Source organism: Halomarina pelagica (assembly GCF_024228315.1).
Taxonomy (GTDB): Archaea; Halobacteriota; Halobacteria; order Halobacteriales; family Haloarculaceae; genus Halomarina; species Halomarina pelagica.
The window spans coordinates 866,677-889,643 of sequence record NZ_CP100454.1 but is presented as its reverse complement, the minus strand read 5'-3'; the positions used below and the strand labels follow the sequence as shown (position 1 = coordinate 889,643).

Genomic DNA, 22,967 nt, shown 5'->3' with positions numbered 1-22,967 from the left:
GGGATTGTTCGACGGGAGAAAGGACAGACGTGACCTAATTCATCGTGAACAGCGTGAAAAGAAGGCGCGCATTACCCGGCCAAACGCCGAGGTCGTGGAGTCGTGAACGCCGGTGAATCCGTGCACGACCCTGACCTGCCGCTAAGCGAGGGGTCGATCGTCTACAACGATCATCCCAGAGATCTATTTAGAACGAGGAACAATTCAAATCTATGCGTGATAGTGTATTTATGTTTGTCATCACGTCTATCCTCCTGAGTGGCTGTATCGGTACCTCGCCGAGTGAAGCGACCCCACAACCGGACAAAGTGATTACGCTTCGACGAACTCTCACCGGAAGCCCAGCGAGAGGTGAGATCAGCTATCGAACAGGTAGGCTACTGTGACTCAGATGTCGCTCTCCTCGAGGAGACAGACAAGAAGCCGTATATTAAATATCACGGCAATTATTATGAATGGTATGTCCAGTCCGGCGATAGCGATGGCGAAGATGGAACGTGTGAGGGAGATTCCCTGGTAGTGTTGAAAGCAGACGACTTCTCGCGGAAGTGATCGTACATCTCGTTCCCAGTTCGTGAGGGAGGGACTCAGTCCGGGGCGACGCCTGCGACCAACTCGCCCACGGCGTCGAGTTCCTCCCGGTTTACCCCGTGGCCCATTCCGGGGTAGATGCGCTCCGTCACGTCCCCGTTCAGGCTCTCGAGGACGCGCGTCGTCTCCTTCACCCGTTCGAGGGGGATGTGCGGGTCGGCGTCGCTGCAACCGAGGAAGACGGGCGTGCCGTCGAGCGAGCCGTCGTAGTCCCTCGGCGTGCCCTCCGGACCGATGAGCCCGCCGCTCAGGACCGCGAGACCGCCGTACCGCCGGGCGTTTCGGGCGACGAACTCCGAGGCGAGGCAGGCCCCCTGGGAGAACCCGACGAGGACGACGCGCCCCGCCGGGATTCCGGCGTCCGCCGCCGTCTCTACCGCGTCCCCGACCGCCCGCAGTCCCGACGAGAGGCCGGGCTCGTTCTCCTCCGTGGGCGCGAGGAAGGAGTAGGGGTACCAGCTGTTGCCCGCCGCCTGCGGCGCGAGGTAGGCGACGCCGCGAGCCTGGAACTCCCCCGCCATCTCCAGGATGCTCTCGGCCGTGGCCCCGCGGCCGTGGACGAGCACGACCGCGGCGTCCGCGGCGTCGAGCGGCGCGCCCCCGCTGGCGAGCGGCTGGCGCTGGTGGGGACCGGGCGGGTCGCTCACGCCGTCTCACCCGGCGTCGAGATCGGCGGGAGTTGTTCCGCTATCATCTCGCGCTCCTCCTCCAGCCACGGCGGGAGCTTCAGGGCGGAGCCCAGTTCCGCCGCGTCCTCGTCGCGGGTGAACCCCGGCGGGTCGGTGGCGATCTCGAAGAGGACGCCGCCGGGTTCGCGGAAGTAGATCGACCGGAAGTACTGACGGTCCTTCACCGGCGTGACGGACAGCCCGGCGTCGGTCAGCCGCTCGCGCCACGCCCGCTGACGCTCGTCGTCGGGGGTGCGGAAAGCGACGTGGTGGACGGTACCGACGCCCTGGCGGCCGCGCGGTCCCTCCCGCGCGAGCAGGTCGACGACGCTCGCCCGGTCGCCGGACGCGCGGTACCGCACTCGATCGCCGTCGGCCGCCTCGCGCTCGAACCCCATCGTCTCGAGGACGGCGGCGGTCGACTCGGGGTCGGTCGTGTGGAGCGTCACGCCGTGGAATCCCCGGATCGCGTACTCAGCCGGGACGGGGCCCTCGGCCCACGGTTCGACGGGCGACTCACCGGCGACCAGTTCGAGCGGCTGGCCGTCGTGATCACGGAACGGGAGCACCGTCTCGCCGAACCGCTCCTCGGGGTCGTCGCGGTCGACGCCGAGGTCGTCGAGTCGATCGAGCCAGTAGTCGATCGCGTCGGGCGGAACGACGAACGCGGTCGCGGTCGTCTGTCCCGCCCCCACGCTCCCCTTCGTCGCCCCGACGAACGGGAAGAACGTCAGGATCGTCCCCGGCGTCCCCGTCTCGTCGCCGTAGTACAGGTGGTAGGTGAACTTATCGTCGAAGTTGACAGTCCGCTTCACGAGTCGGAGGCCGAGGACCTCGGTGTAGAAGTCCACGTTCGCCTGCGGGTCGCTCGCGATGGACGTCACGTGATGGATTCCAGGGATCGTATCGGTCATGATGGATCTGATGGATCTAATGCGTCGTTCGCCGGCGTAGCGCCGGCGAGTAGTTTCACGACGTTACCAGATACGTATCCGAACCGCTATATGCGTTCGCGGACGTAGCCGTCACCAGGTGACGTCCGTGCCATCGGGTAGAGAGGAACGATACAGCGAGGAGGCGTGCTTCGTGATCGACTCGCTCCAGCAGATCGGTTCGCAGTGGCGTCTGATCGTCCTTCACGACCTCCAGGAGGACGAGAAGCGGTTCAACGAACTGAAACGTTCGACGGGCGCGAGTTCGCGGACGCTCTCGCGCGTGCTCGACGACCTCCAGGAACTCGGGTTCGTCAACCGCCGAATCGAGGAGGACGCGCCGATCGCGACCTACTACAGCCTCACCGAGAAGGGACGGTCGCTCTGTCCCGTCTTCGACGAAATCGAGGCGTGGGCCCAGCAGTGGCTCGGCGAGTCGGTCGTCGACCCGGACGCGTAGCTCTCCGACGGGAAGACGTCTCGGCCGAGAATCGGCGGTTCGATCGTTTCTGCCCGGTCGTTACATCGTCTCCGTGGAGTCCGCGTCCGAGTCGGCGGAGGGATCGTTGCCGACCCAGAACAGGAACGCTCCGAGCGCCGCGACGATCGCGACGATGAGCGTCAGCGTCGGGGCCAGGATCGAGTCGGCGACGTTCGTCACGTCGAGGACGTACAGCGTACCCATGATGATCGCTCCCGCGACCGAGAACCATCCGAGCGTGCCGAAGTCGTTCGTTGCCATGGACGTAGGTTGGCCCCTGGCGCGGGTAAGCCTCGCCCCGAATATGCAAGTATCGGCGCGTAATCCGTGCCATCACCGATACGTTGTCCATCGAACGTCGGTCCCGGTGTAACGTATTCAGAAATACCGCGTACGTTTCGACGGTACTGTCGAGTTAGCTCGATTGACCCGGTACAATTCCGATTCCATATAGCGTAATGTAATTTATATCGTTCTACCGCCTCTCGAGAGGTCACGGAAAACGGATCGCTCGAATCGGCGCTCTGCGTCGTTACTCGAGTTGCTGGCCGACGACGCGGTCCACACACTCGACGAACGCCCGCTCGCTCCCTGCGGGGATCGTCGCGCCCGCCGCGACGTCGTGTCCGCCGCCCTTGCCGCCGACGGACGCGCTCGCCTCGCTCATGGCGCGCGAGAGGTCGAGTCCCCGGCGGACGAGCGCGTGCGTGCCGCGGGCGGAGACCTTGGTCTCCTCGTCGCTCTTCTCGGCGAAGGCGACGATAGGGACGTCCCGGTCGACGCCGTCCGTGCCGACGGCCATCCCGGCGACGATGCCGACGATCGTCTCGCGGATCCGCGTGCCCGCGTCGAACCACTGGACGTGCTCCTCGCGCGTGACGCCCTCGTTCTGCACCCAGCGCAGGCCCTCCGAGAGGTTGCGCCGGTGGTTGCGAAGCAGGTCGCGCGCGCGGTCGAGCGCGCCGTCCCGGTTGCCGAGGCAGACCGCGAGGCCCACGTCGGCGCGTTCGTAGCGCGCGGTGGCGTTGAGGAGCGTGGAGAACTCGCTCGCGTCGCGGAGTTCCGTCCCCGTCGGTTCGTCGAGGAGCGTGTAGGAGGTGCCGACGAGTCCGTCGATCCGGTGGGCGGGGACGCCGCGCGTGACGGCGCGGCGAACCAGCGCGCTCACGACCGTCCGTCGCTCCTCGTCGTCGAGCGAGGCCCACGTCCGCCACTCGCCGTCCTCCTTCAGGTCCAACCCGAGATCCGAGAGGAAGGCGACGCTGCCCGACTGGCTGTTGGCGATGCCGGGGATGGGAACGTCGGCGTACTCGAGTAACTTCGGGAGGGGACGGGTCTGCCGACCGTAGAGCGCGAGGTCGGTCGCCTCACCCAGCACGCCCGCCTCGACGCCCTCGCGGACGATTGCCTCGTTCGCACCGGAGAGCGCGCCGTCCGCGGCCTGCATGTCGCCGACCGCGCCGACGACGGCGAGGGCGGCGAGGTCAGCGTTCGGCGGGTGCGCGGCGGTCGGCGGGTGCGCGGCGGTCGGCGAGCCTGCGCCGGACGACGATGCGCCCAGCGCCCGCGCGAGCACGTACGCCGCGCCCGCCCCGGAGAGTTCGCTCGCGCCGTCGATGCCGAAGAGCAGCGGGTTGAGGTGGAACTCGGTGTCCGCGTCCGCGGGCTGGTGGTGGTCCGCGACGACGGGGGTGAAGTCCCCGCGCTCCTCGTGGCGGACGACGTCGTCGAGCTGTCCGCTCCCGAAGTCGGTGAACAGGACGGTGTCGTAGTCGGCCGCCGCGATGGTGGCGATCTCGTGGGCGTCGAGTTGCTTCTTGAACACCGCCTCGAAGTCGATGCCCGCCCGCGCGAGCGCGGTGCTCGCGATCGCGGCGCTCGTGAGTCCGTCGGCGTCGATGTGGGAGGCCAGCAGGACCGAGTCGGCCTCGCGCAGTCGGTCGGCGCACGCGGCGGCGCGGTCTGCGAGTTCGGGGACGGGACCGGTCACGGTAGGAGGTACGACCCGTCTCCGATTTAAACTCTCGTTCCGACGACCGTGTCCGCGCGGGTGGAGTCGGCGAGTGGGTCGATGCGCCCGCACGCGTCGAGCGGGGGGATCAGGGCGTCTCACGTCCGCCGTCGGACGCCCGCGAGCAGCAGCGCCGCGAGCAGGGCGCACCCGGCGAGCAGGCTCCACCCCGCCGCGTAGCCCGCGGAGTCGGCGAGCAGTCCGAACGCCGGGGGCGCGACGATGCCGCCGACGTTGACGGCCGTCTGGCCGCCCGCGGTCGCCGCGCCGATGTCGTCGATCTCGACGAGGTCGCTCATGCAGGAGTAGAAGACGCCCGTCGCCCCGAGGACGGAGACGCCGATACCCGCGAACAGCGCGACCGCGACGGGGAGCGAGTCAACCCCGAGCGCGAGAAGGGTGAACAGGCCGACGGCGACTCCGACCTGGGCGAGCGCGACGGTGGCCGCCCCGCGCGCGCCGCCGAGTCGGTCGGCGAGGCCCCCCGCGCCGACGCGGCCCAGGCTTCCGGTCACCTGCGCGAGCGCGAGGACGACCCCGCCCGCGGCGACGCTCCCGCCGACTACGTCCTCCACGTAGAGGATGACGTACCCCAGGGTGGTGAAGATCGACGCGCCGACGAAGAACCCCGCGAGGACGAGCAGGACGTACGCGCGGTTCGCGCCCAGCCCCGAGAGGTCGGGCGGCGCGACGGTACCCGACCCGTCGCTTCCGTCGTAGAGGACGAGGAAGCCGAGCGCGTAGCCGCCCGCGAGCGCCGCGATCACCCAGAAGCCCGCCTGCCACGCCGCGACCGCCGCGACGCCGGTGACGACCAGCGAGGCCGCCCCGCTCCCGGCGGTGACGCCGACCTGCTTCAGCCCCATGGCGAGGTTCTCGCGGCCCGCGGGCGCGCTGGCGACGACCCCTCGGTTCGAGGCGGGCATCGCCGTCGAGTAGGCCGAGCCGAGCGCCGCGCCCGCGAGGAGCAACAGCGCGTAGGAGGGCGCGAACGACACGCCGACGGCGGCGACCGCCAGTCCCGCGAGCCCGACGAGCATCACGCGCTTCTCGCCCAGCGCGTCGACGGCCGCGCCGCTGGGGAAGAGCGCGACCGTGTACCCGACCAGCGCCGCCGTCAGGAAGACGCCCACGAGCGCCGCCGAGAGGTCGAACGCCTCGCGGACGAACCCCGTCGCGGCGAATATGCTGTAGTAACAGAGGCTCGCGGCGGTCTGCCACCCCGCCACGGCCGCGACCGAACGCCAGCTACCCTCACCCGACACGGGAGTCCAGAAACACCTCGTCTCGCCGATACAGAGCGCCGCCCGATAACCCTGGCGAGTTCCGGCGGTCGCCCGGTAGCGGGTTCCTCACGCGCCGCCCGCGTCCGCGTCCGCGTCCGCGTTCCCGTCTCCGTCGAGGCGCTCCACCGCCGCGCGCGCGAGGGCGGCGAACGTCGCCGTCTCCGGCACCACGTCGACCTCGACGCCCGCCGCCGCGGCCCGGTCGCGGGTCGGTTCCCCGATCGCCCCCACGACGGCTTCGTTCAGGCCCGCCACGGCCGCCTCGCGCACGCCGCGCTCCGCGGCGGCGTCGAGGAAGTGCGCGACGGTGAGCGAGGAGGTGAAGAGCGCCGCGTCGAGGTCGCCCGCGGCGGCGAGTTCCGCCGAGTCGCCCGATCCGGGGGGTCGGACGAGGCGGTAGAGGACCGTCTCGTGGACGTACGCCCCGGCGTCGTTCAGGCCGTCGGTGAGCACCGGCGAGCCGTGGTCGCTCCGGGCGACCTCGACGCGCGCCCCCGCCGCGCGGTCGCGCAGCGCCGCCACCAGGCCCGAGGAGGAGAACTCCTCGGGGACCAGGTCGACGCGGTAGCCCGCCCGCCGGAGCGCGTCGGCGGTCCGCTCGCCGATGGCGCAGACCGTCGCGTCGTCGGCCGGACGCCACCCCGCCTCGGCGACCAGTTCCGCGCCGGTCTTGCTCGTGAGGACGACGTAGTCGGCGTCCTCGCGGGGGGTCGCGCCCGTCGGTTCGACCGCGAGCATCGGATCGGCCACGGGCACGGCGTCGAGGTCGCACAGGAGGTCGCACGCCCGCGCGAGACGCTCGTCGTTGGGTCGGAAGACAGCTACCCTATGCACGGGACATCACCTCGGGCGTGCCATCCGCCAGTACGATCCCCCGCGTCCGGCACCCCTGGCGGACTCGAAGGGCGAGCGCTCTCGGCGAAGTACGCCGACGCAAGCACGCGAACGAGCGTAGCGAGCGAGCGCGCGCAGCGAGGCGCACGAGTCGAGAGTGCGAGGGCTTCGAAGGCGTTCTCGATCTCTCTCCCGGCTCCTTCACTCGTTCAAGCGGCGCGTTCATCGATCGTTCACCTCGTTTTCGAGGAAGTCGGCAACGCGCTCGCGGGTCGCCGCGACCTCGCCGACGACGGTGATGGCGGGCGGTTCGATCCCCTCGCGATCGCGCACCTCGACGATCGTCGCGAGCGTGCCGACGGCGACGCGCTGGTCGGGCCACGTCGCCCGCTCGATCAGCGCGACGGGCGTCTCGGGGGCCATCCCGGCCGCTCGGAGCGCGCCGACGTAGTCGGGGAGCCTCCCGACGCCCATCAGCACGACGAGCGTCCCGCCGGTCGCCGCGAGCGCCTCCCAGTTCACCGCGGACTCCGCCTTGGTCGGGTCCTCGTGGCCCGTCACGAACGTCACCGACGAGGCGTGATCGCGGTGGGTGACGGGGATACCCGCGACCCCCGGCCCGGCGACGGCGCTGGTGACCCCCGGGACGACCTCGAAGGGGATTCCGCTGGCCGCGAGGTGCTCTGCCTCCTCGCCGCCGCGCCCGAAGACGAACGGGTCGCCGCCCTTCAGCCGGACGACGGTCTTCCCCTCGCGGGCGAGTTCGACCAGTCGCTCGTTGGTGTACTCCTGTGCGGTGCGCTCGCCGCCGGCGCGCTTGCCGACGTCCTCGTCCCGTCCCTCGGGGATCAGGTCGATCACGTCGGGTCCCGGTAGCTTGTCGTGGAGGACGACGTCGGCCTCCTCCAGTAGTCGGCGGGCCTTCACCGTGAGCAGGTCGGGGTCGCCGGGACCGCTGCCGACGAGGTAGACGCGGCCGACTGCGTCGGGTTCGTGGGGATCGTCGCTCATCTCACTCCTCGCGGGTGCCCGCCGTCGTCCGGCGGGCGTCCTCGATCAGGTCGGCCGCGCCGCGCTCGCGGAGCGCCTCGGCGAAGCGGCGGGCCTCCTCGGGGTGTTTCTCCACGGAGAGCGATCGCGTCTCGCGCACCTCCTCGCTCCCGTCGGGGGCGAGCACGCGCACGACGACGGCGACGTGCTCGCCCTGTAGGCGCGCGTGGACGCCGATAGGGGCGATGCAGCCGCCGCCGAGGTGTTTCAGCACCGTGCGCTCGACGGTCGTCGTCACGCGCGTCGGCGGGTGGTCGAGCGCGTCGTGGAGGCGTCCGATCACGTCCGGATCGCTGGCCGTCACGGCGAGCGCGCCCTGCCCCGCCGCCGGAACGAACGTCGTGGGCGAGAGCTGCTGGAACGAGAGGTGGTTCGTCAGCCCCGAGCGGTACAGCCCCGCCTCGGCCAGGACGACGGCGTCGAACGCCGTCTCGACCTCGCGGCCGAGCGCCCGCCGCTCCAGCTCGGAGAGACCGTCGAACCACTCCTCGGTGGTTCGCTCGTCGGTGCCGTCCGCCTCTTCTCCCTCCTCCGCCTCCTCGGCTTCGAGGCGCGCCTCGTGTTCGCGCTGGAGCGACGGCGCGAGCAACTTCTCGGCGCGCGTGTCGACGTTGCCCCGGAGCGGTCGCACGTCGAGGTCCGGTCGGGCGGCGAGCAGTTGCGCCTTCCGACGGAGGCTCCCCGTCCCGACGGTCGCCCCGTCGGGGAGGTCCGCGAGCGCGGTGCCGTCCGGCGTCACGAGCACGTCGCGCGCGCTCGCCCGGGCAGGGACGCCCGCGACGACGAGGTCCTCGGGGAACTCGGTCGGCATGTCCTTCATCGAGTGGACGGCGGCGTCGACCTCGCCCGCGAGCACCTCCTCGTCGAGGCTGCGGACGAACGCGCCGGTCTTTCCGAGGCGGTGGATGAGTTCGTCCCGGATCTGGTCGCCCCGCGTCTCCACCTCGACGAGTTCGACCGTCCGTCGAGGGGATTCGAGGGCGGCCCGTACCTCCCCCGCCTGTCGGAGCGCGAGCGTCGACCCGCGCGTGGCGAGGCGGAGCGTCTGGCCGCGTGTAGTCATACCCGTCTCTCGGCCGTCGGGAGGGAAAAGCGGTTCTATGACCGCCTCGGGGCGCGGTCCTCGCTCGCCTACGGCTCGCCGACGTGCTGGTGTCGGCGGTAGAGGTAGTAGAGCGCGACCGCGGGCTGGATCGGCACCCCCTGCGCGAACAGCCCGACGACGGCGACGAGCGCGTAGAGCACGGGATCCGGCTCCCAGCCGATCGCCGCCTCGCGGACGGCCTTCGCGTCGAAGTACAGCGCGACGGGCAGCGCCACCGCCAGGACGAGACCGAGGAGGACGAGGGGGACGACGACGAGGAACGCGAGGCCGAACGCGCCGGGCAGGAAGAACGACGGGTCGAGGAAGAACCCGCCGACGAACGCCGCCATGCCGACGAGGAAGGCGAGCACGCCGACGACGAACGCGAGTACCCAGAACACGGCGGCCGCGGCGACGACGAGCCACCAGCGCGACTCAACGGTCGCGCGTTCGGCGGTCCTGACGGGATGCTCCATATCGGTAGCACTCGCTTCCGAGGCGATAAGTGTTGGTGACTCGACCATCCGAACCTACTTATTCCACAGCAAGTACGTTTCCGTATGCTCGCCGCCCTCCTCCGCACCGTCCGCGAGCGCTACACGCTCCGCCATCTCGCGGGCTACGTCGCCGTCCTCGGCGTCTGTCGCCTCGCGTTCGACTTCTCGATCGACAGGCTCGCGACGCTGGGTATCTCGATCGTCGGCATCGAACTGTGGTTCCTCGTCCGGGATACCGTGGACCCGACGCCGTGGAAGGAGAAAGTCGGCGTCGGGGTCCTCGTCCTCGCCGGGAGCGCCGTGATGGGGTACGACGTCGCGCGCGGCGGCGACGGCGCAGCGTGGTTCCCCGTCCTGACGACGCTGGGAGGGCTCTGGCTGCTCCTCGACGCCGCGTGCGACCGTCGTTACGGTCCGCGTGACCGCTCGCGGCGGTCCGCGTTGGACGACGTGGATCAGTCCGAGTTCATGCTCTACGCGACGCACGCGAACCTCGTCGTGCAGGAGTTGCGGCGGGGGCCGAGAACGATCGAGGAACTCGCCGCGGCGTGCGATCTCACCGAGTCGCGCGTCGAAGAGGCGCTCGAGGCGGCGGCGGGCGGTATCGTCCACCGCCGCGGCGATCGCTACGTCGTCGACGAGGCGAAGCTCGGAGCGTGGGCGTTCGTCCGCGATGGCGGTCGGGGACTGGCACGCCTGCCGGTGCGCGCGGCCCGTCGAGCCGCCCGTCCCTTCAGGCTGTTCGCCTGACTACTCGAAGAACGCCCTGTACGCCGCGAGCGTCTCCTCCACGTCCTCCTCGGTGTGGGCGTAGCTCACGAACTGGGACTCGAACTGGTTGGCCGTCAGCATGATCCCGCGCTCCGCCATGAACGGGCGGAAGAGGCGCTCCCACCGCTCGGTCTCGGCGCGGCGCACGTCGCCGCCGGTCTTGGGGCACTGCTCGTAGCGGGCGCAGTCGGGATCCTGCGCGCAACCCGCGGTGCACGCCTGGTCCTGGGCGGGCGTGCTCGCGCGCGTGAAGATCACCTTGAACAGGCTGTCGGTGCCGACGACGGTGTACTCGGGCGCGTGATCGGCGACGATCTCGGTCAGCCCCTCGCGCAGCCGCTCGCCGAGCGCGTTCACGTGATCGTACACGTCGTGGGCGGCGGCGTACTTCAGCGTCTCCAGGCCGGCGGCCATGGTGACCGGGTGCCCCGAGAAGGTGCCGGACTGGAAGACGTCACCCGCCGGCGAGAAGTGCTCGACGACCTCCGCGCGGCCGCCGATCGCGCCGACGGGGAACCCGCCGCCGACGATCTTCCCGAACGTGGTCAGGTCGGGCGTGACGCCGAACGTCCCCTGGGCGCACCCGAGGCCGCCGACGCGGAAGCCGGTGATCACCTCGTCGAAGACCAGCAGCGAGCCGTACTCGTCACAGAGGTCCCGCAGCGTCGCGTGGTAGCCGTCGACGGGCATCACGATGCCGGTGTTACAGAGGATCGGCTCGACGAGCACCGCTGCGATCTCCTCGCCGTGGCGCTCGAACACCTCCCGGGCGGCCTCCTCGTCGTTGAACGGCACGGGGATCGTCTCGCGGGCGAACGCCGCCGGCACCCCGCTGGTGGACGGTCGCGGGTGCTCGGCGTCGCCCTCGACGAGCGTCGACTCCTGTGCGCCGTGGTAGCCCCCCTGCATGACGACGATCTTGTCCCGCCCGGTGTACCCGCGCGCGAGGCGCACGGCCGAGACGGTCGCCTCGGTGCCGGAGTTGACAAAGCGGATCATCTCGACGCTCGGGACGTGCCGGACGACGAACTCCGCGAGGTCGACCTCGACCTCGGTCGGCGCGCCGTACATCGGTCCCTCGCTCGCGGCGCGCTGGATCGCCGCCTCCACGGGCTGGGGCAGGTCGTGGCCGAGCAGCAGCGGGCCGTAGCCCATCACGTAGTCGACGTAGCGGTTGCCGTCCACGTCGATGACGTGTGCGCCGTCGCCGCGCCGGACGAACGCCGGGTACGGCTGGATCGCTCGCACGGAGGAGTTGACGCCGCCGGGCATGACCGACAGCGCCCGGTCGTAGAGGTCACGAGACGTCTCACGGTTCATAGCTGGGGATTCGGACGGGGGTGGGAAAGACGTTGCCCCACCACCTTTTGCTGCGCGGGCGGCTTCGCCGCCCGCTGGCAAAATCTGGACCAAAACCCTCCTCACCCCCTTCGGGGGTTCGTCGGTCCGCTCGCTCACTACGTTCGCTCGCGGGACAGCGCACTGGCGTCGGCGGTGGTAAAAATAGTCTGCCGTCGCGTACCTTTATATCCGAGAGCGGGACCAGAGGCCCCCGTGACCTGACGCTTGTCACGGGGCGCTTCGCGGTTGTGCGACGCCACGCCCCGCGAGCATCGGCGCGGCGTCGCCTGTTCGCTAGGCCGTATTGCTGCGCGCTTGTCAGCGACACGCTTCGCGGTCAGTGGCGGCGCGTTGCAACACTGCACGGGGATCGCGTTTCACGTTCTCCGCCGGACGAGGACTACAAATCAGACGTGTTCCCGCTCGGATTCGGCTCGTGGGAGCGCCGGGGGGTCGGTGTGTCCGCTCGCTCTGGTCGCTCGCGATGAGCGCGCTGGCGACACCGAAAAATTCAGTCCGGCGATGACGGACCCGATTTCCACCGTCGCACTCCGATTCCCCGCCGCGACCGAGCGAACGCAGTGAGCGAGGGAGCGGACCGAGGAGCGACCGGAGTTCCCGCGAGCCGGCGGCGAGCGGGAGCACGCCGGACGAGCACCGCGAGTCCGGCGGTGGGAGTGACGAGGGTTTTGGTCCAGATTTTGCCAGCGAGTGAGCGAAGCGAACGAGCGCAGCAAAAGGTGGCAGTTCAAAAGGTGGGTGGTGAGCGGTGGGTCTTTAGACTGCGTCGACGCCCGTCTCGCCCGTCCGGATCTGGTAGGCGTCCTCGACGGGCAGGACGAAGACCTTGCCGTCGCCGGGTTCGCCGGTGCGGGCCGCGTCGCGGATCGCCTCCGCGACCGTCTCCGCGGGGATCTCCGCGACGACGCACTCCACCTTCACCTTCTGGTGGAGGTCGACGACGTACTCCTCGCCGCGCCACTGGCTCTTTCGCGCCGGCTGGGAGCCGCGCCCGCTCACGTTGGTGACGGTGAGCGATGGGGCCGCCACCTCGGCGAGCGCGCGCTTCACGTCGGCGAGTTTGTCCGGCCGGATGTACGCCATGACGAGCTTGATGCCGCCGTCGTTCGGGAGCGCGCCGCCGTCGGTGCGGATCCGTCCGCCGTCGGCCACGACGGGTTCGTCGCCCAGACTGAACTCGGGGTAGGTCTCGACGCCGTGCTCGGAGATGTCGAGGCCGTCGATCTCGTGCTCGCGGGTGACCCGGAGCTGATCGATCGCCTTCAGCCCGCCGAAGACAAGCGCCGTCGCGAGGAACGTCCACCCGGCGATGACGGCCACGCCGACGACCTGCGGGACGATGAGTTCGGTGCTGACGACCCAGCCGCCGGCCTCGCCCACCGTGAAGAACGGCAGGAGGAGCGCGCCGAGGATGCCGGAACTCCCGTGGACCGGGAAGACGGCGCACACGTCGTCGATCTTCAGGCGCTTCTCGACGAACTCGAAGACGAGGGGGAGCTGCGCCCCGGCGAGCAGCCCGATGAGGGGCGCGGCCCACCAGACGATGGCGTCGGTGTTGCTCGTGATGCCGACGAGCCCCGCCAGCATCCCGTTGGCGACGTACAGCGTGTCGACCTTCCGGGTCCGGACGAGCGACACGGCGCTCGCGCCGATGGCACCGGCGGCCATCCCGAGGGTGGTCGTGAGAGCGACGCGACCGAGCGCCGCGCCCAGGTACTCGCCGCTGGCGGCGTCGAGGACGGTCGCCTGGGTGCCGACGTTGAACCCGTACCAGCCGAAGCAGAGGATGAGCGTCCCCAGCACCGCGAACGTGATCGAGTGACCGGGGATGACGTTCGCGCTTCCGTCGGCGTTGTAGCGGTCGATCCGGGGACCGAGGATCCACGCGGCGGTGAGCCCGGCGACGCCGCCCATGCCGTGGACGATCATGCCGCCGGCGAAGTCGGAGAAGCCGACACCGAAGCCGAGCGCCCCGGTCGCCGAGAGGAGGCCGTCGCCGGCCCACGTGAAGCCGAGGACGACCGGGTAGATGACCGCCGCCAGTACGACGGTGTAGGTGACGTACGCGCGGAGCTTCATGCGGCCCGCGACCGCCCCCGAGACGATGGTGGCGGCCGTCATGGCGAACACCGCGCCGAACAGCCAGCCGACCCACGCGTTCGGGTCGTTGACGTACTCGAAGCCGCCCGCCGCGCCGACGACGTTCGCGACGCCCTGGCCGACGAGGAAGAACACCGTGACGCCGACCGACCACGTGAGCATGTTCTTCGTCAACTGGTTGGCGACGTTCTTCGAGCGGACCTGCCCCGCCTCCAGCATCGCGAAGCCCGCGTGCATGAAGAAGATGAGGAAGGTCACCGTCAGCACCCAGATCCCGTTGACGCTCTCGGCGATCGTCGCCAGGTCGGCCTGGAGGAGGAGCGTCATTCGATCACCCCCGCACTACCGAGTTGACTTTCGTCCAACTTTGCCGCGTATTCCGCGAATACGTGATTCGAATTCACGTTGAAGTGACACGGAATCACGATACATAAACGCTTGCTTGATATATGGAAAATTATCCCCGTTGTCGAGGACGATCGTCCAAAATTACCAATAATATTATCGATAATAGGCTGTCTTTCGTTCAGAAAGTAGTCGTTCGTCGGCCAGAATTCCGAACGAACGTCGAACGCAAATATTGCCAGACGGTCGGTTCGCGGTCGCGCGCGCCGGGATTACCCCGCTCGCCTCGGCCGCGCGTTACCGCCGGCGGTCGGCGGGGAGTCGTTCCGCGATCCGCTCGGCGAAGTACGTCAGGATCAGGTCCGCACCGGCGCGCTTGATCGACAGCAGCGACTCGCGGGCGACCTCGTCGAGGTCGAGCCAGCCCCGCTCCGCGGCGGCGTGGAGCATCGCGTACTCCCCGCTGACGTTGTAGGCCGCGACGGGGTGGTCGAACTCCCGTCGGACCGCGCTCACCACGTCGAGGTAGGGGAGCGCGGGTTTCACCATCAGCACGTCCGCGCCCTGGTCGACGTCGAGGCGCACTTCGCGCATCGCCTCGCGGGCGTTCGCGGGATCCACCTGGTAGTGCCGACGGTCGCCGAACGCGGGTGCGCCGTCCGCCGCGTCGCGGAACGGGCCGTAGAACGCCGACTCGAACTTCGCGGCGTAGCTCATGATCGGCACGCGCTCGAATCCCGCCCCGTCCAAGCCCTCGCGGCTGGCCCCGACCATCCCGTCGGTCATGCTAGAGGGCGCGACCATGTCCGCGCCCGCCTCGGCGTGGGAGACGGCGATCCGCGAGAGCAGATCGAGCGTCTCGTCGTTCCGCACGGTGAGGGTGGGGTCCTCCCGTGCGGACGCCTCCACGACGCCGCAGTGCCCGTGGTCCGTGTACTCACAGAGACAGACGTCCGTGATGACGTAGGCGTCGGTCTCCTCCCCGATCGCGCGGACCGCACGCTGGACGACGCCGTCCTCGGCCCACGCGCGCGACCCCCGGGCGTCCTTCGACTCCGGGATGCCGAACAGGACGACCGCCTCGACGCCAGTCTCCCGGATCTCCTGAACGCGCGCGACCGCCTCCTCGACCGGGACGCGCTCGTGGCCGGGCATCGAGTCGATCGGGACGCGCTCGTCGGTCGTCGCGTCCACGAAGACGGGCGCGATCAGGTCGCTCGGCGAGAGGGTCGTCTCGCGCACCAGCGATCGGACGCCGTCTGTGCGAAGTCGGCGCGGCCGGCGGGTGAGGTCCATGAGGGAACTCGACGCTCCCGGAACATGCCGTTATCGCATGCGTCGCGCGTTGGGCTAGCCCTGCCTCACGCCTCGGCTCCGAACGGCGGCGATTCGGGATCGACGTCGGCGACGAACCGCATCGCGGTCGCGTTCGCCGCGAGTCCGACGGGGGCCGCGACGATCGCGCCGAGCGCGACTCCGACGGCACCGAGGTTCACCACGACGGCAGTCGCGACCGCCGAGACGAGGAGGACGAACGCCGCGAATCCCACCGCGAAGTACAGGTAGGGGCCGCCGGCGAGCGCGAGCGCGTAGGAGGCGCGGGCGGCGGACACGAGGTCCGTCTCCCGGAGGACGAGGATGTACGGCGTCGCGTAGAAGAGGTACGTGACGACGGCGACGACCGGGACCAGAACGACGACCAGCGGCAGGAGCACCCCCCGCGCCCCGCTCAGCCCCAGCAGGACCAGCGGGAGCAGGAGCAACACCGGAACGAACGTGTACACCAGGAACGGGACGAAGTACCGGCGGGCGTTCGCGGCGAAGTCGTACGACCCGGTCGCGAGCGCGTCACGAACGCTCCCGAAGTAGCCGGCGGCCAGTCCGGCGCGGATCGCGAGGGCGAGCGGCAGGACGATAAGCGCGAGCGGGAATCCCACCGGCCCGCCGAGGTCGACGTTCACCCCTTCGTTCGGGACGCTCACGAACCCCCAGAGATCGACGACCGTGGCGGGCAATCCGAGCCGGACGCCGAAGTGCGTGCCGTCGGCGGCGAGTACGGCGGCGATCTTGTCCGTGTGAAGCAGCGCCGTGAGCAACGGCACGAGCGCGAGCGGCAGGTGTGCTCGGGCGTCCTCCCAGCCGGCCGCGAGGCGGTCGACGAACGACAGCATCAGGGTCGCCTCGCGCGTGCGGTCGCTCGTCGAGGCGGTGTGAGGGAACGTCGATCGATCGCGATGGACGACGCGAACCGGAGGAGTAGTCCGCGATCACCGCTCGGGAGGGCAGTCATCGGTAGAGCGATAGATTCGTCCGGGCAAAACGTTACCGACGAACGATACGTGTCGAAGTCGGGTACGTCAGTACGTTCGACCGGTGGTACAGGCGACCGAACGGGAATCGGCACCGTCGAGCAACGGTTTTCCGTCGGCTCCGCCAATTCACGTCGGTGAGATGACGAATGGGAGAGAGGGGGAGCGCGGCGGGCGACAGCGCGACCGACCTGCGCGAACGCCTGGACGGGTTCGTCGAACGGTTGAGCGACTCGGCGACCGCGAGGGCCGTCTACGCCGACCCCGTGGAGGTCGGCGACCGGACGGTCATCCCCGTGGCCCGCGTCGTATTCGGCTTCGGCGGCGGCTACGGGCCGACGCGCGGACGGGACGGTAGCGAGGGAGAGAGGGAGAGGGAGGACCACGGCGAGGGCGGGACGGCAGGCGACGCGGCGGGCACTCCCGTCGAGGGGTGGGGCGGCGGCGGGGGCGTCAGCGTGACACCGCTGGGCGTCGTGGAGGTGACCGACGAGGGGGTGCGGTTCGTGCGCTTCGCGGACCGTCGGCGTCTCGCGGGCGCGTTCCTGCTCGGCGTCCTCGCGGGCGCTGTGCTCCGACGCCGACGGTCGTAGCGGCCGAGCGACGAACGACGGCGGGGAGATCAGTCGTCGGCGGGCGCGGCCGACCGGTCCGCCTCCGTGTCGGCGGCGGTCGCCCCGTCGTGCGTCGAGACGGCCTCCGCGAGCAGTTCCGAGAGGCCGACGATCTCGATCTCGTCCTCGAAGCCGCCGGTCTTGCGTCCGTCCTCGTACATCGTCATGCACATCGGACAGGCGACGACGAACTTCTCGACGGCCGCGCCGGCGTCGGTGTCCGAGAGCGCCTCGCGCAGGCGCTCCTCGCTCGGCTTCGAGTCCTCCTCTAAGTCCATCCAGAGGCCGCCGCCGCCGCCGCCACAGCAGAAGGAGTTGGCGCGGTTGCGCGGCATCTCGTGGAGGTCGCAGCCGGTCGCCCGGACGAGGTTTCGCGGGGTCTCGTAGACGTCGTTGAACCGGCCGAGGTGACACGGGTCGTGGTAGGTGACGGTGTAGTCGAGTTCCGTCCCGTCGAGGGGGAGCCGCCCCTCGGCGACGAGTTCCGCCACGACCTGCGTGTAGTGATAGACCTCGACCTCGCCGTCAGCGTTCCAGCGCCCGTCGACGTCGAAGTCCATCATGGGGTCGTCCGCGAACTCCTCGAAGTCGACGTCCGGATACTCGTTCTTGAACGTGTTGTAGGAGTGGGGGTCGGTGCAGACGAGCGTCTCGAACTCGCAGGCCTCGAAGGACTCGACGAGCGTCCCGGCCTGTTCGAGAAAGAGGAACTCCTCGCCGACCCGCCGGATGTCGTTGCCGTCGTACACCTCGTCGTCGTAGAGGATGCCGACGGAGGCGTCCGCGTGCTCGAAGAGGGTCGCGAGCGACCGGGCGACCCGCCTGTTGCGCTCGTCGAAGCTCGGGTAGTCGCCGACGTACCAGAGGTACTCGACGGCCTCCTCGCGGGCGTCGGCGATCTCGAAGTCGAGGTCCTCGGTCCAGTCGGCGCGCTTGCGTGCGGGGTCGCCGAACGTGTTGCCCTTCTGCATCACGTTCTGGAAGACGTCCTGCATGCTCGGCTTGATCGCCCCCTCGTCGGTCATCTGGCGGTTCAGCCGGGTGAAGGAGTTGAGGTGCTCGATGTCCACCGGGCAGGCGTCCATGCAGGCCATGCAGGCCATGCAGGACTCCATCGTCTCCGTCTCGATGACGCCGCCGCCGTCCGCGATGATCGGCTTCTCCTCGCCGCCCGCGTCGAGGGACTCGCGGTAGCTCTTGAGGTCGAGGATCACGTCGCGCGGGTCGAGGTGGCGGCCGGACGCCTTCGCCGGGCAGACCGACGAACAGCGACCGCACTTCGTGCAGGCGTCCTGGTCGAGCAGTTCCTTCCAGCTGAAGTCGTCGATGTCCTCCGCGTTCGTGTGCTCCAGGTCCACGGGGATGCCGGGCAGGCGCTTCCCCGCCCGCTCGTCGTGCGTCACCACGTTGGCGAAGCTCGAGATCATGTGGAACGGCTTCGCGTACGGGATCGCGGCGATGAAGACGAACGCCAGCAGCGCGTGCGACCACCAGGCGACGGGGTAGACCGCCCGCGCCAGCGCACCGTCCACGCCGACGCCCTGGAAGGAGAGCGCGACGAACCAGCCGACGAAGCTCACCGTCTCGAACGACGGGAAGCCAGTTCCCAGGATGCGGATCCCCTCGACGACGTAGCCGCCGACGCCGAGGAGGAACAGCGTCCAGACGAGGAAGTCGTCCTCCCAGCTCGTGTGTTTGCCCCAGAGGCGGTCCATGGTGACCACGTAGCGGCGGTAGAGGGCGACCCCGAGGCCGACGACGAACAGGAAGCCCATGGCGTCCATCACCAGCGAGTACGACAGGTAGAAGTCACCGACGAAGAACGACTCCTGCCCGAGGAGCTTCGTCCAGAGGTCCATGTCGACGGCGAGGATGGTCGTCCCGATGAGCAGCGTCAGGAAGCCCCAGAGGACGAACGCGTGCATCACCCCGCCGACGAAGTCGCGGTTGAACTGCTTCTCGTTCGACGCGACGACCTTCGCGGCGCGCGCGACGCGCCCCGGCAGGTCGTTCAGGCGGTCGACGGCGTCCGCGCTCCCCCGCGAGTAGCGGTCGAAGCGCCGGTAGACGCCCCAGAGGAACACGACGATGGTGAGGACGGCGAGATAGTAGAACAGCAGCTCCCCGACCGGCCCGATGAGCCAGAAGGTCTCGCGCGTCACCTCCGTCCCCGCCTGTAACGGGTGTGTCATACCCTATCAGCAACGAAGCACGGGGTTAAGTCTTACCAACGGTATTCGCGTCGCGTCGAGTTTTTTTCCGACGTTACCTCAGACGATCGCCCAGGTGAACAGTCCACACGCGAGGACGAGCGCGGGGACGTCGCGCGGGCCGAGGCCGAGTGGGGGGAGCGTGGGGTTCCACGAGAGACAGCGCGCCCGCATCGCGAGCGAGAGCGCGTCGGTTCGATCCAGCGACCGGGCGAGGCCGGCCGTCGCCAGCAGGCGCATGCGATCCGACAGCGGTCGCTCGCTCCCGAGACGGGCCGCCATCGCCCGCCGCGACCGCCGGAGGTCGCCCCGCAGGACGGCGACGTGGCGGAAGACGAGGCCGACCCCCAGCGCGAGCACGCGGCCGGGGTTGCCGGGCACCAGCCACTGGACCGCGGCCTGCGACTCGCGCACGGGCGTCGTCCGCACGTAGGCGGCGCTGACGAGCACGACGAGCAGGACGCGATAGCTCGCAAGCGCCGGGGCGTAGGCGTCCGCCGGGACGAACCACGGCGGGCCGAGCGCGAGCGCCTGCACCAGCGGCGCGAGGACGAGGAGCGGGAGGAGCGCCCGGAGATCCGAAAGCGCGGCCAGCGGCGAGAGCCGCGCGGCCGCCAGGGCGACCGCGGCGATCGCCGTACAGATCGCCAGCCCGCGCGGCGTCGTGTGCGCGACCGCGGCGGCGGCGAAGCCCGCCTGGACGACGAGTTTCGTCCGGGGATCGAGGCGGTGGGCGAGCGACGCGCCCGGCGCGTACGTCGTCACGGCTCCGCGGGCGACCGGCGCGAGGGCGGTCTGACGCCGACGTCGGCGAGGCGGTCGCGGACCGCGTCGAGCGGCCCGTCGAGCGCGACGCGGCCCGCCGAGAGCGCCACCACGCGGTCCGCGTGCGCGGCCACGTCCCGGAGGTCGTGGGTGACGACGACGACGCTCGTCCCGTCCGCGTGGAGGGCGACGAGTCGGTCGAGGACGGCCTCGCGCGCCGGCCAGTCTAGCCCCGCGAACGGTTCGTCGAGCACGAGGTGGTCCGGCTCCATGGCGAGCGCGCCGGCGATGGCGACCCGGGCCTGCTCCCCACCCGAGAGGGCGTCGATGCGCTCGTCGTCCCGACCGTCCATCCGCACCGCCGAGAGGGCTTCGCGAACGCGGCGGTCGACCTCCTCGCGCGGCAGGCCGAGGTTCTCCGGGCCGAAGGCAACGTCCGCGCCGACCGTCGCCGCGACGAACGACTCGCGGGGGTCCTGGAAGACCATCGCCACGGCGGTGCGGGCGGCGACCACGTCCGACGCGACGGCGCGACCGTTCACTGACACCGTCCCGGAATCGGGTTCGAGCAGGCCGTTGAAGTGCCGGACGAGCGTCGTCTTGCCGGAGCCGTTGGCCCCCGCGAGGACGACGAACTCGCCGTCGTCGATCGCGAGCGAGACGCCGTCGAGCGCGCGCGCCTCGCCGTAGCGGTGGACGAGGTCGCGGGTTCGGATCACGCGCTCACGACGCCGCGATGGCGTCGCTCCTGACCACGCCGACCGCGGCGGCCATCTTCAGCGCCTCCGCCGGGATGAACGCCACCGCCGAGACGAGAAACGCCTCGTAGAGGCCGACGTTCGCCGCGACGGCGAACCCGATGGTCCCGAGCGCGTAGATGATCGCCGTGCCGACGACCATCGCGCCCACGAGGCGAGCCAGACCGACCGCACTCGGGTCGCGCGCCGCCCTCCCCCCGTGGACGATCGCCCCGATCGCGGCGGCGGCGATCGGGTACGACAGGAGGTAGCCGCCGGTCGGGCCGACGAACGCCCCGAGGCCCGACGACCCGCCGAGGAAGACGGGCGCGCCGAGTAACCCCGCGACGAGGTACAGCGTCATCGAGATACCGCCCCAGACGGGACCGAGGAGGATCCCCGCGAGGAACACGCCGAGCACCTGGAGCGTGATGTCGGTCGGCGACACCGGGTTCGGAAACGCGACGTAGGCGAACGCGCCCGTGAGCGCCGCCAGCAGCGCCGCCCGCGCGACGTTCTCGACGGTCGCGTCCGGGACGAGGTCCACCGTTTCGTCTCTCGTGTCCATGTCGTCCCCCACGTCTCCGTCAACGGCATTTAACTCGTCGGTTTACCGACCTCGGGTAGGCAGTAGATTCAAGTACCACACAAGCATTCCGTTTTAGCCACTAATGAACGAGAAGACCGCAGAACTGCGCGACATCTTCATCGACGTCACCGACGGGGAGACGGTGACCGAGAAACAGGAGGCGGCGCGCGGGTCGCTGACGGAGGACGAGGAGCGAATCGACGACCGCCTGCGCGAACTCATCGCGCGCATGCGCGAGCAGTTCACGTTCGAGACGGACCTCTCGACCGACGACCTCAGGCGGATCGTCCGGGGGTTCTTCGACGGCGAGGACGACGCTCAGCTCGCCGACAGCGTCGGCGTCGACGGCGAGACGCTCGTGCGCGCGCGCCACGACCTGCACCTCCTGCACGAGCGCGAGACGGACGTCCCCTTCGAACTCCCCCGCCTGCGCGAACTCGTCGACGAGGAGCACACCGTCGCCGAGATCGCCGAGGAACTCGACGTCTCCGAGGAGACCGTCCGAGAGTACCGGACGGTCGCGGAGACGCGGATCGAGATGCGGAGCGTCAACGACCGCTTCCGGAGCGAGTTCGAGGAACTGCTCACCGACGCCGACCTCGCCGGCCACACCGAGGAGGTCCAGGAGGACGGCCTCGAGGAGGCGACCGACGGGATGGAGACGGACGTTTCGTTCTAGCCGACCTTTTGCTGCGCGGATCGCCCTTCGGGCGATCCGCTGGTAAAAGCTCGATCAAAACCGCGCCTCACCCCCTCGCTTCGCTCGGGGGGTTCGGCGCGTCCGCTCGCTCACTTCGTTCGCTCACGGCCGGCAGTGCCGGCCGTTCGCGGTGTCCGCGGGACTCTTCGAGTCCCGCGCTACTCGCGCGACGACTCGGGACGATGCGACGCGACGCGATAGCGACAGTCGCGTCCGGGACGAGGTCGACGACCCCGACCGGCGCGACGCGATCGCGGCGTAGGTTCAAGTACCGGAACGGGACCAGATAGCCCCGTGCACGCGTTCACCGACCTCGCGCTGGCCGCCTACTGCCCGCGGAAGCTGTACTACCGCCGGCGGGACGGCACCGACCCGCCCGAGCGCGACGAGCGCCACGCGCTGGCGTTTCGGTACGAGGAACTGCTGGACCCGGCGACCGACCTCACGGCGGAGCCGATCGCCGTCCCGCCGACGCGCTACCGCATCGCGCTCGGGCGATCGAAGGCACGGATCGACGCGTTCGAGGCGCTCGCTGACCCCCCGGTCCGGGACGCGTTCCTCGAAGGACGGCGTGCGCGCGGGATCGCCCACAAGGTGATCGAGGAGCCGCTCGCACCGAGCGTCGTCTCGGCGGGCGTGCCGCCGGAGCGCGGCGTCTGGCGACCACAGACCGTCCGGGCGGTGGCCGCCGCGAAGGCGCTCGCCTGGGAACGCGAGACGACGGTCGAGCGCGCCTACGTCGAGTACCCGACCCACGGGGTGGTCCGCGAGGTGGAACTGACGGCCCGCCGCACGAGGCTGTACCGGCGGGCGGTGCGCACCGCCGCGAGCCTCGACGGACCGCCGCCGCGGACGCGCAACCGGGATAAGTGCACGCCCTGCGAGCACCGCGGGGAGTGTGGCGTCCGAACCCGATCGTTGCGGTCGCTCAGATCGTTGCGGTCGCTCGCGGGACGGTCCGACGCGCCGTGAGGCGGCGTAGGGCGACGTGCGGTGACGCGAGACGACGCGACGCGACCAGCGCCGCGGTC

22 protein-coding genes and 1 pseudogene are annotated in these 22,967 nt (G+C 70.0%); 6 read left to right on the top strand and 17 right to left on the bottom strand.

Annotation, left to right across the window (positions count from 1 at the left end; genetic code table 11):
- Nucleotides 1-327 precede the first annotated feature (327 nt).
- A pseudogene (locus NKI68_RS24030) lies at nucleotides 328-552 on the top strand (hypothetical protein); the annotation flags it as partial.
- 35 nt (nucleotides 553-587) lie between these two features.
- Here NKI68_RS24030 and NKI68_RS04710 read toward each other — a convergent pair.
- Nucleotides 588-1,238, bottom strand: coding sequence for an alpha/beta hydrolase (locus NKI68_RS04710; RefSeq protein WP_254545542.1), 651 nt, complete (start codon nucleotides 1,236-1,238; stop codon nucleotides 588-590).
- The gene (locus NKI68_RS04705; RefSeq protein ID WP_368410970.1) at nucleotides 1,235-2,176 is read right to left on the bottom strand and encodes a ring-cleaving dioxygenase; all 942 of its coding nucleotides are present in this window, start codon (nucleotides 2,174-2,176) and stop codon (nucleotides 1,235-1,237) included. The genes NKI68_RS04710 and NKI68_RS04705 overlap by 4 nt, the downstream gene beginning before the upstream one ends.
- 124 nt (nucleotides 2,177-2,300) lie before the next feature.
- Here NKI68_RS04705 and NKI68_RS04700 point away from each other — a divergent pair, with 124 nt between their 5' ends.
- Nucleotides 2,301-2,651, top strand: a complete 351-nt coding sequence (locus NKI68_RS04700; RefSeq protein WP_254545539.1) for a winged helix-turn-helix transcriptional regulator — start codon at nucleotides 2,301-2,303, stop codon at nucleotides 2,649-2,651.
- Between the two features lie 60 nt (nucleotides 2,652-2,711).
- Here the strand turns inward: NKI68_RS04700 and NKI68_RS04695 are convergent, their stop codons facing one another.
- From NKI68_RS04695 to NKI68_RS04665, 7 genes are all read right to left on the bottom strand, one after another.
- The gene (locus NKI68_RS04695) at nucleotides 2,712-2,933 is read right to left on the bottom strand and encodes a hypothetical protein (protein ID WP_254545538.1); all 222 of its coding nucleotides are present in this window, start codon (nucleotides 2,931-2,933) and stop codon (nucleotides 2,712-2,714) included.
- A 271-nt stretch (nucleotides 2,934-3,204) separates the two neighbouring features.
- Nucleotides 3,205-4,662, bottom strand: a complete 1,458-nt coding sequence (gene recJ / locus NKI68_RS04690) for a RecJ family nuclease (protein WP_254545537.1) — start codon at nucleotides 4,660-4,662, stop codon at nucleotides 3,205-3,207.
- A gap of 119 nt (nucleotides 4,663-4,781) precedes the next feature.
- On the bottom strand, nucleotides 4,782-5,948 hold the full coding sequence (locus NKI68_RS04685; protein WP_254545536.1) for an MFS transporter: 1,167 nt from the start codon (nucleotides 5,946-5,948) through the stop codon (nucleotides 4,782-4,784).
- Nucleotides 5,949-6,035: 87 nt separating this feature from the next.
- Nucleotides 6,036-6,803 (bottom strand): uroporphyrinogen-III synthase, encoded by a 768-nt coding sequence (locus NKI68_RS04680; RefSeq protein ID WP_254545534.1) that lies wholly within the window; start codon nucleotides 6,801-6,803, stop codon nucleotides 6,036-6,038.
- A gap of 222 nt (nucleotides 6,804-7,025) precedes the next feature.
- On the bottom strand, nucleotides 7,026-7,814 hold the full coding sequence (gene cobA, locus NKI68_RS04675) for a uroporphyrinogen-III C-methyltransferase (protein ID WP_254545533.1): 789 nt from the start codon (nucleotides 7,812-7,814) through the stop codon (nucleotides 7,026-7,028).
- A gap of 1 nt (nucleotide 7,815) precedes the next feature.
- Nucleotides 7,816-8,916, bottom strand: a complete 1,101-nt coding sequence (gene hemC / locus NKI68_RS04670; protein ID WP_254545532.1) for a hydroxymethylbilane synthase — start codon at nucleotides 8,914-8,916, stop codon at nucleotides 7,816-7,818.
- A gap of 68 nt (nucleotides 8,917-8,984) precedes the next feature.
- Entirely contained in the window at nucleotides 8,985-9,413 is a 429-nt protein-coding gene (locus tag NKI68_RS04665; protein WP_254545531.1) for a hypothetical protein, read from the bottom strand.
- A gap of 84 nt (nucleotides 9,414-9,497) precedes the next feature.
- On the opposite strand from NKI68_RS04665, the gene NKI68_RS04660 reads away from it, so the two are divergent.
- Nucleotides 9,498-10,184 carry a hypothetical protein gene (locus tag NKI68_RS04660; RefSeq protein WP_254545530.1) on the top strand — a complete coding sequence of 229 codons (687 nt, stop codon included), beginning with the start codon at nucleotides 9,498-9,500 and terminating at the stop codon, nucleotides 10,182-10,184.
- Here NKI68_RS04660 and hemL read toward each other — a convergent pair whose 3' ends face one another.
- From hemL to NKI68_RS04640, 4 genes are all read right to left on the bottom strand, one after another.
- Nucleotides 10,185-11,525, bottom strand: coding sequence for a glutamate-1-semialdehyde 2,1-aminomutase (hemL, locus tag NKI68_RS04655; RefSeq protein ID WP_254545528.1), 1,341 nt, complete (start codon nucleotides 11,523-11,525; stop codon nucleotides 10,185-10,187).
- A gap of 798 nt (nucleotides 11,526-12,323) precedes the next feature.
- Nucleotides 12,324-13,994, bottom strand: coding sequence for an ammonium transporter (locus NKI68_RS04650; protein WP_254545527.1), 1,671 nt, complete (start codon nucleotides 13,992-13,994; stop codon nucleotides 12,324-12,326).
- A 315-nt stretch (nucleotides 13,995-14,309) separates the two neighbouring features.
- A complete protein-coding gene (hemB, locus tag NKI68_RS04645) occupies nucleotides 14,310-15,308 on the bottom strand; it encodes a porphobilinogen synthase (protein ID WP_254545526.1) in 999 nt (332 codons plus the stop codon).
- Between the two features lie 65 nt (nucleotides 15,309-15,373).
- Nucleotides 15,374-16,183 (bottom strand): hypothetical protein, encoded by an 810-nt coding sequence (locus NKI68_RS04640; protein WP_254545525.1) that lies wholly within the window; start codon nucleotides 16,181-16,183, stop codon nucleotides 15,374-15,376.
- A gap of 287 nt (nucleotides 16,184-16,470) precedes the next feature.
- Between NKI68_RS04640 and NKI68_RS04635 the strand changes: the two genes are divergently transcribed.
- Entirely contained in the window at nucleotides 16,471-16,914 is a 444-nt protein-coding gene (locus NKI68_RS04635; protein WP_254545524.1) for a GerW family sporulation protein, read from the top strand.
- Nucleotides 16,915-16,943: 29 nt separating this feature from the next.
- Here NKI68_RS04635 and NKI68_RS04630 read toward each other — a convergent pair whose 3' ends face one another.
- The 4 genes from NKI68_RS04630 to NKI68_RS04615 form a co-directional block, all read right to left on the bottom strand.
- The gene (locus NKI68_RS04630; protein WP_254545523.1) at nucleotides 16,944-19,127 is read right to left on the bottom strand and encodes a heterodisulfide reductase-related iron-sulfur binding cluster; all 2,184 of its coding nucleotides are present in this window, start codon (nucleotides 19,125-19,127) and stop codon (nucleotides 16,944-16,946) included.
- A 78-nt stretch (nucleotides 19,128-19,205) separates the two neighbouring features.
- Nucleotides 19,206-19,910 carry an energy-coupling factor transporter transmembrane component T family protein gene (locus tag NKI68_RS04625; RefSeq protein WP_254545522.1) on the bottom strand — a complete coding sequence of 235 codons (705 nt, stop codon included), beginning with the start codon at nucleotides 19,908-19,910 and terminating at the stop codon, nucleotides 19,206-19,208.
- Nucleotides 19,907-20,629, bottom strand: a complete 723-nt coding sequence (locus NKI68_RS04620) for an energy-coupling factor ABC transporter ATP-binding protein (protein WP_254545521.1) — start codon at nucleotides 20,627-20,629, stop codon at nucleotides 19,907-19,909. Before NKI68_RS04620 ends, NKI68_RS04625 begins: the two co-directional genes overlap by 4 nt.
- Nucleotides 20,630-20,633: 4 nt before the next feature.
- Nucleotides 20,634-21,215, bottom strand: a complete 582-nt coding sequence (locus NKI68_RS04615) for a biotin transporter BioY (protein WP_254545520.1) — start codon at nucleotides 21,213-21,215, stop codon at nucleotides 20,634-20,636.
- A gap of 103 nt (nucleotides 21,216-21,318) precedes the next feature.
- Here NKI68_RS04615 and NKI68_RS04610 point away from each other — a divergent pair, with 103 nt between their 5' ends.
- Both NKI68_RS04610 and NKI68_RS04605 read left to right on the top strand, forming a co-directional pair.
- On the top strand, nucleotides 21,319-21,915 hold the full coding sequence (locus NKI68_RS04610; protein WP_254545519.1) for a helix-turn-helix domain-containing protein: 597 nt from the start codon (nucleotides 21,319-21,321) through the stop codon (nucleotides 21,913-21,915).
- A 315-nt stretch (nucleotides 21,916-22,230) separates the two neighbouring features.
- Nucleotides 22,231-22,908 (top strand): CRISPR-associated protein Cas4, encoded by a 678-nt coding sequence (locus NKI68_RS04605; RefSeq protein ID WP_254545518.1) that lies wholly within the window; start codon nucleotides 22,231-22,233, stop codon nucleotides 22,906-22,908.
- Nucleotides 22,909-22,967: the final 59 nt, after the last annotated feature.

What these genes read in the sequence shown, in the direction of transcription:
- NKI68_RS04695 (WP_254545538.1), bottom strand. Translation starts at nt 2,933, where the DNA reads ATGGCAACGAACGACTTCGGCACGCTCGGATGGTTCTCGGTCGCGGGA.
- cobA (WP_254545533.1), bottom strand. Translation starts at nt 7,814, where the DNA reads ATGAGCGACGATCCCCACGAACCCGACGCAGTCGGCCGCGTCTACCTC.
- hemC (WP_254545532.1), bottom strand. Translation starts at nt 8,916, where the DNA reads ATGACTACACGCGGCCAGACGCTCCGCCTCGCCACGCGCGGGTCGACG.
- NKI68_RS04665 (WP_254545531.1), bottom strand. Translation starts at nt 9,413, where the DNA reads ATGGAGCATCCCGTCAGGACCGCCGAACGCGCGACCGTTGAGTCGCGC.
- NKI68_RS04660 (WP_254545530.1), top strand. Translation starts at nt 9,498, where the DNA reads ATGCTCGCCGCCCTCCTCCGCACCGTCCGCGAGCGCTACACGCTCCGC.
- hemL (WP_254545528.1), bottom strand. Translation starts at nt 11,525, where the DNA reads ATGAACCGTGAGACGTCTCGTGACCTCTACGACCGGGCGCTGTCGGTC.
- NKI68_RS04650 (WP_254545527.1), bottom strand. Translation starts at nt 13,994, where the DNA reads ATGACGCTCCTCCTCCAGGCCGACCTGGCGACGATCGCCGAGAGCGTC.
- hemB (WP_254545526.1), bottom strand. Translation starts at nt 15,308, where the DNA reads ATGGACCTCACCCGCCGGCCGCGCCGACTTCGCACAGACGGCGTCCGA.
- NKI68_RS04640 (WP_254545525.1), bottom strand. Translation starts at nt 16,183, where the DNA reads ATGCTGTCGTTCGTCGACCGCCTCGCGGCCGGCTGGGAGGACGCCCGA.
- NKI68_RS04635 (WP_254545524.1), top strand. Translation starts at nt 16,471, where the DNA reads ATGGGAGAGAGGGGGAGCGCGGCGGGCGACAGCGCGACCGACCTGCGC.
- NKI68_RS04630 (WP_254545523.1), bottom strand. Translation starts at nt 19,127, where the DNA reads ATGACACACCCGTTACAGGCGGGGACGGAGGTGACGCGCGAGACCTTC.
- NKI68_RS04615 (WP_254545520.1), bottom strand. Translation starts at nt 21,215, where the DNA reads ATGGACACGAGAGACGAAACGGTGGACCTCGTCCCGGACGCGACCGTC.
- NKI68_RS04610 (WP_254545519.1), top strand. Translation starts at nt 21,319, where the DNA reads ATGAACGAGAAGACCGCAGAACTGCGCGACATCTTCATCGACGTCACC.